Source organism: Flavobacterium sp. FPG59 (genome assembly GCF_002150205.1).
Classification (GTDB): Bacteria; Bacteroidota; Bacteroidia; order Flavobacteriales; family Flavobacteriaceae; genus Flavobacterium.
The window spans coordinates 1-14,995 of sequence record NZ_MTCA01000070.1 but is presented as its reverse complement, the minus strand read 5'-3'; the positions used below and the strand labels follow the sequence as shown (position 1 = coordinate 14,995).

The window sequence follows — 14,995 nt, the reverse complement described above, 5'->3', positions numbered from 1 at the left end:
ATGAGAATGTGAGGCGCTGTATAGTATTAACAATATAGAACCTCCCAATTGGGAGGTTTTTTTTAAAATATGAATCAAAACACTATTATTATTAACATCATTATTATTATTCGTTTTTATTGACGAGTTAGGATGTTATGCATAACCATGAAGCCTTTCTCTATAAACGAGAAAGGCTTTTTTTTTGACTAAAAATGAATTACAATTGCTATGAAAGAAAAAATAACCGTTACGCTGTTTTGCGAAAAAGAAGCAACACTAATCAGTAAAATTATCCTAGTATTCACTAGGAAAAAGATAAAAATTGACCATTTTCGGGTAGATTTTTGTGAGCTCACTTCATTATACAAAATCAGGGTTGGCTATTGGGATAATGAAACGAATAGCAAAACTATAGTGGCTATTTTGGAACGAATTATCGAGGTTTTTTGTTGCTTCTCTCAAAATCAAAAAGAGCTAGAAACCCATACAATCATACTTTTTAAAATCCCGATTATTCACAATGATCAAATTACACAGTTTCCTATCTCTTATCTATTTCAAGAAAAAGAGCATTGGATTTGTGGCGGCAAAATAACCAACGAGCACTTTTACGCATTACAAAACACCCTAACACAAGCAATATTAGAATTCAATTAAAAACAAAAATGAACTTATTTCAATCCATACAACAAGCCCAACAAGAATTAGTTAATGTAGTTCCCGTTACTCCTTTAACAGAAAACCTTAATCTTTCAGAAGAATTTAAGGCCTCTATTTTGCTTAAAAGAGAAGACCTACAAGTAGTACGTTCCTATAAAATCAGAGGTGCTTATAATAAAATAAAATCTTTAACAGAAAGCGAAAAAACAAACGGCATTGTGTGTGCCAGCGCAGGAAATCATGCACAAGGTGTGGCGTACTCTTGTCTTCTTTTACAAATACAAGGTAAAATCTATATGCCCAAAACCACGCCCAATCAAAAAGTAAAGCAAGTACAGCTCTTTGGTAAAAAGTGGGTCGAAATTATTTTAATTGGTGATACCTTTGATGATGCCTATACCAAAGCAGTTGCCGATGCTAATGACAACCAAAAAGCGTTCATCCATCCTTTTGATGATGAAAAAGTCATTGCGGGACAAGGTACTGTAGGACTCGAAATTGTAGAACAATACCAACAACCTATCGATTATGTTTTTGTTCCCATTGGCGGTGGCGGTTTAGCTTCTGGCCTATCCACCGTTTTTAAACACCTTAGCCCAAATACCAAAATCATTGGCGTTGAACCACAAGGCGCTCCTTCAATGAAAACATCGATTGCTAATAAAGCCAATACACCCTTAGACACCATAGACAAATTTGTGGATGGTGCAGCAGTAAAACAAGTAGGCAACCAAACTTTTGCCATTTGCCAAAAAAATCTAGACGATATCATTCTAGTTCCCGAAGGAAAAGTTTGTACTACCATTTTACGTTTGTACAATGAAGAAGCGATGGTCGTAGAACCCGCAGGCGCTTTGACTATTGCAGCATTGGATTTTTACAAAGACCATATCCAAGGTAAAACTGTGGTTTGTGTGGTAAGCGGTAGCAACAACGATATTGAACGCACCGCCGAAATTAAGGAACGCTCTTTACTTTATGAAGGATTAATGCATTATTTTATGATACAATTTCCGCAACGCCCAGGAGCATTAAAAGAATTTGTCAATGCCATTTTAGGACCAGACGATGATATCACCTACTTCCAATTTGCTAAAAAAAATAGCCGAGAAGTAGGCTCCGTTGTCGTAGGTTTAGAAGTGAAAAATCCAAACGATGTACTAGCTATCAAAGACAATATGAATAAAATGGGTTTCGTATACCAATACCTCAACGAAAAACAAGATTTATTCACCCAACTCATAGGTTAAAAAAAGGCGGCCATACATGTGGCGGCCTTAAAAACCTTTTTTTACAAAATCGAAGTTGTTATTTTAGAATTCCCACAGAAAAAATGTCAATTACATTATTTATTTCAACAACATACATGCCTTTTGGCGAGGCGAAGGCGTTGGGAATTTAACTCAAAACCAAAAAGACAAACAAGAACGAATCAACGAATTTGTTGCCAAAATTCTAGAACAATTTCCGCCAAAAGAAAAATAGACATTACTACAATCAAACATAAAGCCTACCTTTGCGTAGGCTTTTTTTATAGAAATTATGATACCACGAACCGATATTGCTTCCTTAGACGATATTAAACTCTTAGTCAATACTTTTTATGCTCAAGTGCAAAAAGACGAAATTATAGGACCGATTTTTAACGAAAAAATAGGCAACCGTTGGCCGGAACATTTAGAAAAAATGTACGGCTTTTGGGAAACCATTTTGCTAGAAGTTCACTCTTATTCTGGAAGTCCTTTTCCGCCTCACAAGCAGCTCCCTATTGGTAAAGATCATTTTAACCGTTGGATGGAACTATTTACACAAACTACCGATCAATTATTCCAAGGACCACTGGCAGATGAAGCCAAATACAGAGCAAAAGCCATGGCAGATATGTTTCATTACAAGATTGACTATTTTCGTAACGCCGAAAAAAATCAGATTAATCCATCGTAACGCTATTTATTGCAGTTACCTTATTTTTATCCAATACACTATCAATTCAATGCGCAAATTACTTTTTTTAGTTGTTTTTCCTGTATTTCTTTTCTCTTGTGCCAATGTAAAACAAAGCGCTGAACACAGTCACGTCCCAAAATTAAAACTCTTAAACACTATTGAAGTTCCATTTGATGCCCAATTTCAAAATACAAAAATTGGTGGCTTATCTGGTATTGATTTTGATCCAAAAAAAGAGTTGTATTACATCATTTCCGATGATCGATCGATTTTTAATGAGGCTCGTTATTACACTGCCACCATAGCTTTGGAAAATAACCTTCTGAAAAATGTTATATTTCAAAGCATGAGTACTTTAAAAAATGAAACCGGAAAAGTATATGGCAGCTGGAACACTGCACCAAACACCTCAACAGATCCAGAAGACATCCGATTTAATCCAAAAACAAACACTTTAGTATGGAGCAGCGAAGGAGCTCGAGTGATAACCGCAGATAAGGAAATTTTGCAAAACCCTGCCTTGAACTTCATGACTACAAAAGGTGATTTTCTAGGAAATGTAACATTCCCAGAAAATCTAAAAATGCAAAAAATAGAAAAAGGGCCAAGAAACAATGGAACTTTAGAAGGCATTACTTTTGATAAAAATTTCAAAAACATTTACACCAATATTGAGGAACCGCTATTTGAGGATGGTAACCAAGCCACAACTAGCAAAGGAGGTTTGATACGTTTGTACCAGTTTAATGCCAAAACCGGAAAAAATACGGCTCAATACGGCTATCTTTTAGACCCTATTGCCCGCGAACCCAATCCGAGTGGTGCTTTTGCTGTCAATGGAATTTCGGCAATTCAGTATTACAGTAAAAATAAACTATTTGTTGTAGAACGCTCCTACTCTACGGGAACGCAAGAATGCACAGTAAAAGTTTTTTTGTGTGACCTAAAAAAAGCAACTAACGTTAAAAATAACACCTCCTTACTGAACCAAAACATACAATTGGGATCTAAAAAACTGGTTCTAAACATGGATGATTTAGGGATTTTTATTGATAATATCGAAGGAATTACGTTTGGTCCCAAGTTGGCTAATGGTAACCGATCTTTAGTTTTGGTTTCTGACAACAATTTTGCGGAGAAACAGAAAACACAGTTCTTTTTGTTTGAGGTGATGGAGTAGGAAATCCGAAAATATCTTTCTTTCGCAACTCCCCTAGCCCCGATTGCAATGGAAAGCTTTTTGAAAAAGTCGTTTTGGTTTTTCTTGTTTATAAAAAGCGACCGCAGGAAGCTCTTTTATAAACTTTAGAAAAACACACGGGTTTGCAAAAACTTGCAATGAAAAGCGGGAATTAGCTCCTGAATTTCGTATTTTTGCATAAAAACTACAACGTTTTCGACATGAACACAACTATAGAAAGCAATCCGTTATTAGACCGATTGCCAAAACACTTACAACAATTTATTAAACCTCAGGATTATAGTGATTATACACCTATAAATCAGGCGGTTTGGCGTTATGTGATGCGTAAAAACGTGGATTATTTATCTAAAGTGGCGCATAATTCCTACCTAGAAGGGTTGAAAAAAACAGGTATTGAGATAGACAATATACCAAGTATGTATGGCATGAACCGCATTTTGAGCGAAATAGGCTGGGCTGCCGTTGCAGTTGATGGTTTTATTCCGCCCAATGCTTTCATGGAATTTCAAGCCTATAATGTGCTTGTAATTGCATCGGATATTCGTCAACTCGAGCATATTGAATATACTCCTGCACCCGATATTATTCACGAAGGTGCTGGTCACGCACCAATTATTGCCAATCCAGAATATGCGGAATACCTTCGTCGTTTTGGAGAAATAGGTTGCAAAGCAATTTCTTCGCACAAGGATTACGAAATGTATGAAGCTATCCGACTGCTTTCAATCGTAAAAGAAGCCGAAGGCACACCGCAAGCTACGATTGATGCTGCCGAAAAAGCAGTTGAAGATTTGCAAAATAACATGGGCGAACTTTCAGAAATGGCACAAATACGCAACTTACACTGGTGGACGGTTGAGTACGGATTAATTGGGACGGTTGAAAATCCTAAAATATATGGTGCTGGTTTGCTTTCCTCCATAGGCGAAAGTGCGCATTGTATGACTCAGGAAGTGAAGAAAATACCGTATGATATTTCTGCAGCCAACCAGAGTTTTGATATTACAAAATTGCAACCGCAACTGTATGTTACGCCTACATTTGCTTATTTAAATTTAGTTTTAGAGGAGTTTGCTAATAAAATGGCGTTGCGTACTGGTGGATTATCTGGTATTAACAAATTGATTGATTCGAATGCCTTAGGAACGATCGAATTGAGTACTGGATTGCAAATTTCAGGTGTTTTCAGCTCGGTTATGGAGCATGAAGGCAAACCCATTTACATTCAAACTACCGGAAAAACGGCGCTTGCATACAGAGAAAAAGAATTAGTAGGTCATGGAACCTTGACACACGCTGAAGGCTTTGGTAGCCCAATAGGCAAACTACAAGGCATTAACCTTGCTATTGAAGATATGAGTCCGAAAGACTTGAACGCTTATGACATACTCGAATCAAAAACGGTTACACTAGAGTTTGAGGGCGGTATTACGGTTAAAGGTGAAATTATTACAGGCTCTAGAAACTTACAGGGTGAAATTACTTTGATTCGTTTTAAAAATTGCACCGTAACGCATGGTGAAACGATTTTATTCCAGCCAGAATGGGGCGTTTATGATATGGCGGTGGGTAAGAAAGTAACTTCTGCATTTTCTGGCCCTGCTGATGTGAATAGTTTTGATTTAATTTCGCATCTTCCATCGAGTACTACCATAAAAGCAAAACATACCGCTGAGCGTGATGATTTAGAAGTTTTATATCAAACGGTTCGAAATATCAGAGAAACAAAAGATAAAGAAACGTCTTTGAGACCCATTTTCGAAAAAATACAGAGCAACCATCATAACGATTGGTTGTTAGCTGTAGAACTTACAGAACTGCTAAAAGACAGCAACGAACCTCAATTACTACAAGAAGTTTTAGTATTTTTAGATCAAATGAAACTGAAAAGACCCGAAGTATCTCATTTAGTTACTGGAGGTTTGGACTTGATTTTTGATAAAGCGAAAGCTTAAAAGCAATAAACCGCAGATTCGCAGATTTTAATTACTTCTAAAAAATCTGTGAATCTGCGGTTATTTTTTCGTTTTACAGTTTTATTTTTTGACCAAATTCTTTTTCGGTTGTGATCACCTGTCCCTCGTATTTTAAGGTCCAGCCCAATTGACTTGTTGTTATCAATAGTTTAGACAATTCGCTGATCAATCTGTTTTGAGCGTTTGTTTTTAAACTTGATTTTTCAATTTTCTTAGCCAGATTTGCTTTAACAGACTTGTTTATTTTATTGTAATCATCCCCTGTAAACGGATTCAACTTACTTTGTTCTACATCGTAAAACTGAATATCTGGACTGATTTTGATTTCTTCTTTGGGAATACTCACAATGGTAATTATTTTGTTGATAGAATCGATGTCGTACTTCATAAGATGCAAATCATAAGCCACAGTAACGTCAGCATTCACAACAACTAAGGCTTTTTTCTCAAAAGAAAGCATGTCCATTAAATATTTCTGTTGGTTTTTATAGGTGATCACTTCAGAGAAATGCCCTTCGGTAACAACCAACTTGCCCACGTTAAGAATTTGCTGCTGAATGAGATTGGTATTATAGGTAATATCTTGATCCTCATTTTTCTTAAAATCGCAATATTTAAATAATAAAAAGACAGCAATAATAATTCCGATTCCGATAAGTATTCTTTTGAGCATAATTAAAATTTCATGAATGAATATTGATGTTCTAAGGTAGTTATTTTTTCCTTAAGTCTTGTCTCAAATTTAATATGACTTTCAGATTTGGGGTTGAATGGCTTGTGAGCAAGACTTTTCTGGATTGCTTCTACCTCATCCATCAGAGCGTGAGCTGTTTCAGAAATGGTAGTTTCTTTAAAGCGTTGCCAGATATAATCGACAGCTAGAGTATTAGGATGCAGCATATCATCAGCATAAAACCGATAATCTCGCAGTTCGTCCATCATGATCTCATACGAAGGAAAATAAGCCCCCTCCGCCCCCGAAGGGGGAACTTGCAAAACAGTATGTAAAGCAGAAACTATATTAGCTTTGCTCCTTTGGTTTTCAACAAAACCGTCTTTGATGTGTCGTACTGGAGAAACTGTAAAGATAAGCTGACATTCAGGGTTTAGAGAATGTATTAAACCTACTGTTTTGGTTATACTTTCTTGTATTGCTGCAACGGTTAGCAACTCTTTATGAAACTGTTTTTGCGGTACCTTATGACAATTTGCCACGATGGCTTGGCTTTCTATATTTCGATACACCCATGAGGTTCCATAGGTGATAATGACATGCGTTGATTGAGTTAGTTTTTGTTTCGTTGCTGTAACAATCCCATTCAAGTTATCGAGTAATTCGTGTTTATCAGCATTACTCCAATCTGAATGCACATCAAAACAATGCCAACATTCGTTATAAAAAAACACATCTTCTTCTGTAAATTTCTTTTCGGAAACAGCAAAATAAAGGAGTTTTTCAATTGCCAATGGATGAAACAAAATCCCAAACGGATTACAACTGTTTTGAAATTTAAAAAGATCCAGTTTTTCGGCCATGTTCACCGCAAAACAAGAACCTATTGACATGATTTTAGAATTGTAATCAATAGGATATTTACTGGTAGGAATGGGAATTTCGGTTCTGAATTGCATGGAATTGTATTTGCAACAAATTTCAACAATTTTAGCGAATTAAATGAGATTTTGTTCTTTATTCCTAATTCATGACAATAAAAAAACCCTTTCAAAATTTAAACTTTGAAAGGGTTGTATTTGAGAAATTTTATCTTAATAAAAATATTCTATTTTCAAATACCCCACGAATCCACTAGCTAAAGGCGTAGATTCAGAAACTCGTTCTTTAGGATAATTCTCTAAATCATAGGTAAATGCATTTTTATATGTTGTAGCAGAGGATGTAATTTGACCGTTTATTGAAGTGCTCGTAATTACTGTACTGATAACATTATTATTGATAGAAATTTTATCATTTTGATTTAATAATTCTTTGAACCCTGCAATATTAAATAATGGATTTCTTTTATTGTCATAATCAAAACTAATGCTATACTTAGATTCCTCTCCCGCTAGAGAATTGTCATAAATACGCTCTTCTTTAGTTAAATTATCATTGGTAAAATGTAACGTTCCGTGATATTCTTTAACCTCAACATTTCCTGTACCTAGGGTAAATTTTTCAAAGGAAACTGTTTTATCTGCATTATGGGTATACTTTATTTTGTAATTTCCTATAGATAAAACGCTCACTAATTCCCCTTTAAGATATTTGTATTCAATAGTTTCAAGAAATTGGTTTGTTTTATTAAGTTTAACCATTTTAGAAATCAAACCATCGGTGTATGTAAAGTCTGTGCGTTCCTGAGTGCCATCAATACTAACTATCTGGCTCGCATTATAAACATATACATACGTTTGCGTATTTCCTCTTGCTGTTGTTTCTATTACTTTTTGAAGTAATTTAAAACTATCATCAGTATCCTTTGAACATGAAACAAATGTTAAAACAATAAAAGACAAGAAAAAACGAAACACTTTTTTATTTTTCATAAATACTCAATTCAATCTTTTTATTTTCGGAACAAAGTTAAATATAAATAACTACATACCAATATAATACAAAAATTCAAGTTAGATTACTAAATTAAACTATAAAAAAAGGCTTTAAATAGTATTCATTTCACAATTAAAACAACTGTATTTCTGTAAAAAAAACAAACCCTTTTTAAAACTATTCAAAAAGGGTTTGCGTATGAATTTTAATTTTTGTTTAACCTAAAAACGTTATTGCCTCGTCTAATGCTTGTTGGATTCCGTTTGCATTCTTTCCTTTTCCAGAAGCGAAAAACGGTTGTCCACCACCATTTCCTTCAATAAACTTCCCTAATTCTCTAATTACAGTTCCTGCATTTAACGCTTTTTCTGCAACCAATTCTTTAGAAATATAGCAATGGATATTTGGCAAACCTTCTTCAATTGAAGCTAAAAATACAAATGAATTTGGTTTAGCAGTTCCAATGGCTTGCGCCAAATCTTTGGTCGAACTCATTGATAAATCTACTTGCTTTGCTAAAAAGTTAACACCGTTTACCTCATGAAAATCAGCCACCAAAACATTCTTTAATCCGTCGATTTTCTCTTTTAATAATTGCTCAATTTGTTTTTTTAACTTCGTATTATCGTCTTGTAATGAAGCTACTGATTTTAAAACATCTTGTGGGTTTTTCAACGTTTCTTTGATTTCCGCCAAAGTATTTTCTTGATTTTGATAGAAATTCTTCACTGCATCACCCGTAATGGCTTCAATTCTCCTAATTCCTGCTGCAACTGCACCTTCAGAAATGATTTTGAAATGCCAGATTTCAGCTGTATTTTTTACGTGAATTCCACCACAAAGTTCTTTGCTTTCGCCAAATTCTATCATTCGAACTGAATCTCCGTATTTTTCTCCAAACAGAGCCATTGCACCTTTTTCTAATGCTTCTTTAATTGGAATATTGCGGTGTTCTACCAATTGCAACTGCGCTTCAATTTGTGCATTCACACTTGCCTCCACTTGACGCAATTCGTCATCTGAAACTTTAGAAAAATGCGAAAAGTCAAAACGCAAATAGTTTGGATTTACTAAGGATCCTTTTTGCTCTACATGCGTTCCTAGAATATTTCTCAAAGCCAAATGCATCAAGTGCGTAGCCGAGTGATTCTTAGAAGTTGACGTTCTTAAATCCGTATTTACTTTTGCCGTAAAACCTGCTTCGATATTTTCTGGAAGCTGTTTTGCAAAATGCAATATTAAATTATTTTCTTTTTTTGTATCAATGATATCAATCGTTTCGTTAGCAGAAACTAGTGTTCCTTTATCACCTACTTGTCCTCCACCTTCTGGATAAAAAGGTGTATTGTCTAAAACGATTTGATATAAAATTCCGTCTTTTTTAGAATCCACTTTACGAATACGAGTAATTTTTACTTCGTTTTCTATTTGATCGTAACCCACAAAAGTTTCTACATTTCCAGGAATTAAAACCGACCAATCTTCGGTTGAAACTTCAGATGCAGCACGCGAACGCGCTTTTTGCTTTTGCAGTTCAACTTCAAAATCTGTTTCGTTGTAGGTGTATCCTTTTTCTTTTAAAATCAAAGCAGTCAAATCTTTTGGAAAACCGAATGTATCGTACAATTCAAAAACTTTTGCTCCTGAAACTTCATTTCCTGATGTTTCCGCAACCACTTTGTCTAACAATTGCAATCCTTGGTCTAAAGTTCGTAAAAACGAAGCTTCTTCCTCGCGAATTACATTGGTAACCAATTGTTGCTGTGCTTTAATCTCTGGGAAAAACTCCCCCATTTGATTTGCCAAAACCGCTACCAGTTTATTGATAAAAGGTTCTTTGGTATCCAAAAATGTAAATCCGTAACGAATTGCACGACGCAAAATTCTACGAATTACATAACCCGCTCCCGTGTTTGACGGCAATTGTCCGTCGGCAATAGCAAATGCTACGGCGCGCACGTGATCTACAATGACACGAATGGCAATATTAGTTTTATTCTGTTCCTCTGAAATGTTTTTTACTTCATCAGATGTGTATTTAAAACCTGTAATTTGTTCTACTTTCTCAATAAGTGGCGTGAAAACATCCGTGTCATAATTAGATGTTTTGCCTTGCAAAGCCATACACAAACGCTCAAATCCCATTCCGGTATCTACGTGCTGTGCTGGAAGTTTTTCAAGAGATCCATCGGCTTTGCGGTTGAACTCCATGAATACATTATTCCAGATTTCAACTACTTGTGGGTGGTCATTATTTACCTCTTCTTTTCCAGGTTTTAACGCTTTTTCTTCTTCTGAACGCAAATCAACATGTATTTCAGAGCATGGTCCACAAGGTCCTTGATCTCCCATTTCCCAGAAGTTGTCTTTCTTGTTTCCAAGAATGATTCGGTCTTCATCAATTAATGTTTTCCAGATATCCCAAGCTTCTTGATCAAAAGGAACATTATCTTCTGTACTTCCTTCAAAAACAGAAACGTATAAATTTTCTTTTGGGATTTTATAGACCTCTGTTAATAATTGCCAAGCCCAATTGATCGCTTCTTTCTTGAAATAATCACCGAAAGACCAGTTTCCTAACATTTCAAACATGGTGTGGTGGTACGTATCAAAACCTACATCCTCGAGATCGTTATGTTTTCCTGATACGCGCAAGCATTTTTGAGTATCGGCTATTCGATTATTTTTTGGAGTTCCGTTTCCTAAAAAAAACTCTTTGAACTGAGCCATTCCAGAATTATTAAACATCAAGGTGGGATCATCCTTCAGGACAATAGGTGCTGATGGAACAATTAAATGCCCATTTGAGGCGAAAAATTCTAAAAATTGCTTGCGTACGTCTTGTGATGTCATTGATTTGATTTAAATATTTAAAGATTGCTAAGAATTGAATTTTTCAATCTTTTAATCTTTCACTCTTTTTTGCCCCAGATAGTAGTGTAAAGCTTTGCATTTTTGCCTACTATTTTTTCTAGAGCTGGCAGAGCGACCGTAGGAAGCTCCTGCTGGATCCAAAGAAAAAAAGAGGGCAAAAAGGGAAACTTGTAACGAATAGCTGGAACAGGCACCTAATTTATTTATTCTTAAAAAAAGACGGTAACAAATGAAACATTTCTTAAATTTGTTCGTCTAACCCATTATAGTGTGCAAAAATAGGGTATTTTAAAATATGTCGAAAGTAAAATATTATTACGATTCTGAAAATCTAGCCTACAGGAAAATAAAAACACAAAAAAGAAGAAAATTTGGTGTTATTATTCTGTTCATACTAGCTGCCGCGTTGTTTGGTTTTTTGAGTTTCATCGTTTTATTGAACACGCCTTTTTTTGAAACACCAAAAGACCGATTGCAAGCCCGAGAGATTGAAAATTTAAAATTGAATTATGCCATTCTCAATAAAAAAATGGATCAGGTGAACGGTGCGCTTGACGCAATAGAAGAACGTGACAACAATGTTTATAGGGTGTATTTTAACAAAACTGCAATCCCAGACTCTATTAGGAAAGCTGGTTTTCAGGGTAAAAATAGATATGAATTGCTGGAAGGTTATAATAATTCACAATTAGTCATCAATACCACTAAAAGGATTGATGTTATGAGTAAACAATTAGCCATTCAATCAAAGTCACTAGACGAAATTTTAAAATTAGCCGAAGCTAAAAGTGAATTTTTGTCAGCTATTCCTGCCATTCAACCGGTACGAAATGAGAATTTAAAACACATGGCTTCTGGTTTTGGATACCGAACAGATCCTTTTACGAAAGCCCGTAAAATGCATGAAGGCATGGATTTTACAGCCAAAAGTGGAACGCCAATTTATGCTACTGGTGATGGTGTTGTGGCAAAAGCGGACAACACGGCATCAGGCTACGGAAATCATATTGTAATTCGGCACGGATTTGGATATGAAACTTTATACGCACACTTGAGCAAGTACAATACAAGAGCAGGACAGCGTGTAAAAAGAGGTGACATTATAGGTTATGTAGGAAGTACTGGCCGATCTGAAGCTCCGCATTTACATTATGAGGTGTTGAAAGATAAAAAGGTAGTAAACCCACTTAATTTCTATTACGGAAACATATCGGCGGTTGAATATGTAGCTATTTCACAATTAGCGAATCAAGAAAATCAGTCGCTGGATTAGGATAGTGAGATGTGAAATGTGAAATGTGAAAAGTGAGATGTGAAAGATGAAATTTCATTGGACAACAAAAATTAGAATTACAAAAAATTAGAAAATAGATAAAAATGCACATTGAACTTTCAAAAGACAAACGATACTATAGCATAGGCGAAGTAGCCAAAGCTTTTGATGTAAATGCATCACTCATTCGGTTTTGGGATAGTGAATTTGATATTTTGAAACCAAAGAAGAATGCAAAAGGCAACAGAATGTTTACGCCTGAGGATATAACCAATTTGCAATTGATTTATCACCTTGTCAAAGAAAGAGGATTTACACTAGAAGGTGCTAAGACCCATTTGAAAGAAGGCCAAAAGAAAACTTTGGATAAATTTGAAATTATTAGAAAACTAGAAGCAATACGAATGCAATTAACCAACATAAAAAACGAACTTTAAAACAAACCTCACCCGTGTGAGAAAAACTAAATAACTAAATTTTAAACACTAAATTAAACAAACATGAGAAGATTTTTGCCTTGGATTATAGTAGCAGTTGTAATTTTTGTAATGTACAGCTGGGTTAAAGGGATCAACAACACTGCCGTAACTTTAAATCAAGATGTAGAACAGTCTTGGGGTGATGTGCAAACTGCTTATCAAAGAAGAAATGACCTTATAGGCAACTTAGTAAACACTGTAAAAGGAGCCGCCGATTTTGAAAAAAGCACATTGACTGCTGTAATTGAAGCGCGCTCTAAAGCAACTTCAGTAAAAATTGATCCAGCCAATATTACACCTGAGCAATTAGCTGAATTTAACAAAGCTCAAAGCGGAGTAAGCAGCTCTTTATCAAGATTATTAGTATCTGTTGAGGCATATCCTGAATTGAAAGCTAATCAAAACTTCTTGAAATTACAAGATGAGTTAGCGAGTACTGAAAATCAAATTTTAACAGCAAGAACACGTTTTAATGAAGCTGTTAAACCTTACAACTCTCATATCAAAACATTCCCAAACAGTCTTTTTGCAGGTCTTTTTGGTTTTAAAGAGAAAACCTATTTTACTGCTGTTGAAGGTGCTGAAAAACCTGTTGAAGTAAAATTCTAAACCTTATTTTTTATTTTGAATAACGATTTTTGATTACCACTAGCAAATTAGTGGGATTGAAAATCGTTATTTTTCACTCAAAACTATTTCCGATGTCAAAAGTAGAAGATTTTTTAACCAAAGAAGAGGAACAAGAAATTGTAACAGCTATTTGTAATGCTGAAAAAAACACTTCGGGCGAGATTAGAGTTCACATCGAAAAAACCACCACTATGGATCATTTTGATCGTGCTATGGAAGTTTTTAACGAACTGAAAATGGATGCAACTGAACTCCAAAATGGTGTTTTGATCTATCTAGCGGTTGAAGATCGTAATTTTGTCATCTGCGGGGATAAAGGAATCAACGATGCTGTGAAAAGTGATTTTTGGGACAGTACCCGTGATGTAATGGTAGCGCACTTCAAAAAAGGGAATTTTAAACAAGGACTTATTGATGGCATTACAAGTGCTGGACAACAATTGCAACACTATTTCCCTTGGCAAGAAGGAGATACAAATGAATTATCAAACGAAATATCTAGAGGATAATGATAGTACAAAAAAAGAATGCCTTGTTGTATCTAAAACTATTTGTCACTTTATTTTTCGCACAAATAAGCTTTGCACAATTTACAATTCCGGAAAAACCAACTTTTCAAACTTCAGTATATGATTACGCTAAGGTTTTAAGCGAAAGCGAAAAAGCACAGCTTGAGGAAAAATTAGTCAAATATGCGGACTCAACCACTACTCAAATTGTGGTCATTACCATTGAAAGCCTTAAGGGCGAAGACATAGGGATTCTAACTCCTAAATGGGGGCAAACTTGGGGAATTGGTGGTACTGCACAAAATGATAATGGTGTTCTTATTTTATTAGCTAAAGCAGAACGAAAAATATGGATCTCAGCAGGATACGGTCTTGAAGATCGATTGACAGCTGGAATTGGCGGTGAAATTACTCGAAACATCATTATTCCAGAATTTAAAGCCGGAAGTTATTACAATGGACTTGACAAAGGAACTAATGCACTTTTTGATGTTTTTAAGGGGAAATACAAAGGGAAACGCGTAGAGAAATCAAAAGAAAAAAAATTTCCTATTGTTCCCATTATTGTGATTATAGTCGTTATCATCGTACTAGCTTCTCGAAATAAAGGCGGTGGTGGCAACTCTGGAAATCACGGCGGTGGCTTTGGCCCTAGCCTTATGGATGTCATCATACTTAGCAGTCTTGGCCGTGGTGGCGGAGGTGGCGGTTTTGGTGGTGGTTCTTCTGGAGGTGGATTTGGCGGAGGCGGATTCGGTGGTGGATTTGGCGGAGGCGGTTTTTCTGGAGGAGGATCTGGAGGCGACTGGTAAAACACATACAATTAATTAAAAGCTGCAAATGCAGCTTTTTTTGTTTCTAAACAGCACTTTACGATAGTTTATTACTGTTTAAAAGGCAACACCTCGAT

15 protein-coding genes are annotated in these 14,995 nt (G+C 35.5%); 11 read left to right on the top strand and 4 right to left on the bottom strand.

All coding sequences use genetic code 11. From position 1 onward, the window contains the following. Positions 1–210 precede the first annotated feature (210 nt). The 6 genes from FPG59_RS08285 (at position 211) to FPG59_RS08260 (ending at position 5,748) form a co-directional block, all read left to right on the top strand. Positions 211–639: a hypothetical protein gene (locus FPG59_RS08285; protein ID WP_086454148.1), complete on the top strand. Its 429-nt coding sequence runs from the start codon at positions 211–213 to the stop codon at positions 637–639. Positions 640–647: 8 nt separating this feature from the next. Next, a complete protein-coding gene (ilvA, locus tag FPG59_RS08280) occupies positions 648–1,892 on the top strand; it encodes a threonine ammonia-lyase IlvA (RefSeq protein WP_086454147.1) in 1,245 nt (414 codons plus the stop codon). Between the two features lie 94 nt (positions 1,893–1,986). Next, positions 1,987–2,127 carry a DUF4136 domain-containing protein gene (locus FPG59_RS17040; protein WP_140344613.1) on the top strand — a complete coding sequence of 47 codons (141 nt, stop codon included), beginning with the start codon at positions 1,987–1,989 and terminating at the stop codon, positions 2,125–2,127. A gap of 57 nt (positions 2,128–2,184) precedes the next feature. Then, the gene (locus FPG59_RS08270; RefSeq protein ID WP_086454146.1) at positions 2,185–2,586 is read left to right on the top strand and encodes a group III truncated hemoglobin; all 402 of its coding nucleotides are present in this window, start codon (positions 2,185–2,187) and stop codon (positions 2,584–2,586) included. Between the two features lie 49 nt (positions 2,587–2,635). Beyond that, on the top strand, positions 2,636–3,769 hold the full coding sequence (locus tag FPG59_RS08265; RefSeq protein ID WP_086454145.1) for an esterase-like activity of phytase family protein: 1,134 nt from the start codon (positions 2,636–2,638) through the stop codon (positions 3,767–3,769). A 221-nt stretch (positions 3,770–3,990) separates the two neighbouring features. Continuing rightward, entirely contained in the window at positions 3,991–5,748 is a 1,758-nt protein-coding gene (locus tag FPG59_RS08260) for an aromatic amino acid hydroxylase (RefSeq protein ID WP_086454144.1), read from the top strand. Between the two features lie 73 nt (positions 5,749–5,821). On the opposite strand, the gene FPG59_RS08255 is transcribed toward FPG59_RS08260, so the two are convergent. From FPG59_RS08255 to alaS, 4 genes are all read right to left on the bottom strand, one after another. Further along, positions 5,822–6,442: a DUF4230 domain-containing protein gene (locus tag FPG59_RS08255; RefSeq protein ID WP_086454143.1), complete on the bottom strand. Its 621-nt coding sequence runs from the start codon at positions 6,440–6,442 to the stop codon at positions 5,822–5,824. Between the two features lie 2 nt (positions 6,443–6,444). Beyond that, the gene (locus FPG59_RS08250) at positions 6,445–7,401 is read right to left on the bottom strand and encodes a GSCFA domain-containing protein (protein WP_086454142.1); all 957 of its coding nucleotides are present in this window, start codon (positions 7,399–7,401) and stop codon (positions 6,445–6,447) included. Positions 7,402–7,536: 135 nt separating this feature from the next. Continuing rightward, complete coding sequence (locus FPG59_RS08245; protein WP_086454141.1) at positions 7,537–8,316, bottom strand: hypothetical protein; 780 nt, start codon at positions 8,314–8,316, stop codon at positions 7,537–7,539. A 220-nt stretch (positions 8,317–8,536) separates the two neighbouring features. Continuing rightward, on the bottom strand, positions 8,537–11,173 hold the full coding sequence (gene alaS / locus FPG59_RS08240; protein ID WP_086454140.1) for an alanine--tRNA ligase: 2,637 nt from the start codon (positions 11,171–11,173) through the stop codon (positions 8,537–8,539). A gap of 316 nt (positions 11,174–11,489) precedes the next feature. On the opposite strand from alaS, the gene FPG59_RS08235 reads away from it, so the two are divergent. The 5 genes from FPG59_RS08235 to FPG59_RS08215 all read left to right on the top strand — a co-directional run bounded on the left by FPG59_RS08235 (position 11,490) and on the right by FPG59_RS08215 (position 14,897). After that, on the top strand, positions 11,490–12,467 hold the full coding sequence (locus FPG59_RS08235) for a M23 family metallopeptidase (RefSeq protein WP_086454139.1): 978 nt from the start codon (positions 11,490–11,492) through the stop codon (positions 12,465–12,467). Between the two features lie 104 nt (positions 12,468–12,571). After that, a complete protein-coding gene (locus FPG59_RS08230; protein WP_086454138.1) occupies positions 12,572–12,904 on the top strand; it encodes a MerR family transcriptional regulator in 333 nt (110 codons plus the stop codon). Positions 12,905–12,967: 63 nt separating this feature from the next. Continuing rightward, the gene (locus FPG59_RS08225; protein ID WP_086454137.1) at positions 12,968–13,555 is read left to right on the top strand and encodes a LemA family protein; all 588 of its coding nucleotides are present in this window, start codon (positions 12,968–12,970) and stop codon (positions 13,553–13,555) included. A 92-nt stretch (positions 13,556–13,647) separates the two neighbouring features. Further along, on the top strand, positions 13,648–14,085 hold the full coding sequence (locus FPG59_RS08220; RefSeq protein ID WP_086454136.1) for a TPM domain-containing protein: 438 nt from the start codon (positions 13,648–13,650) through the stop codon (positions 14,083–14,085). Continuing rightward, entirely contained in the window at positions 14,085–14,897 is an 813-nt protein-coding gene (locus FPG59_RS08215; RefSeq protein WP_086454135.1) for a YgcG family protein, read from the top strand. The genes FPG59_RS08220 and FPG59_RS08215 overlap by 1 nt, the downstream gene beginning before the upstream one ends. The last annotated feature ends 98 nt before the right edge of the window (positions 14,898–14,995 follow it).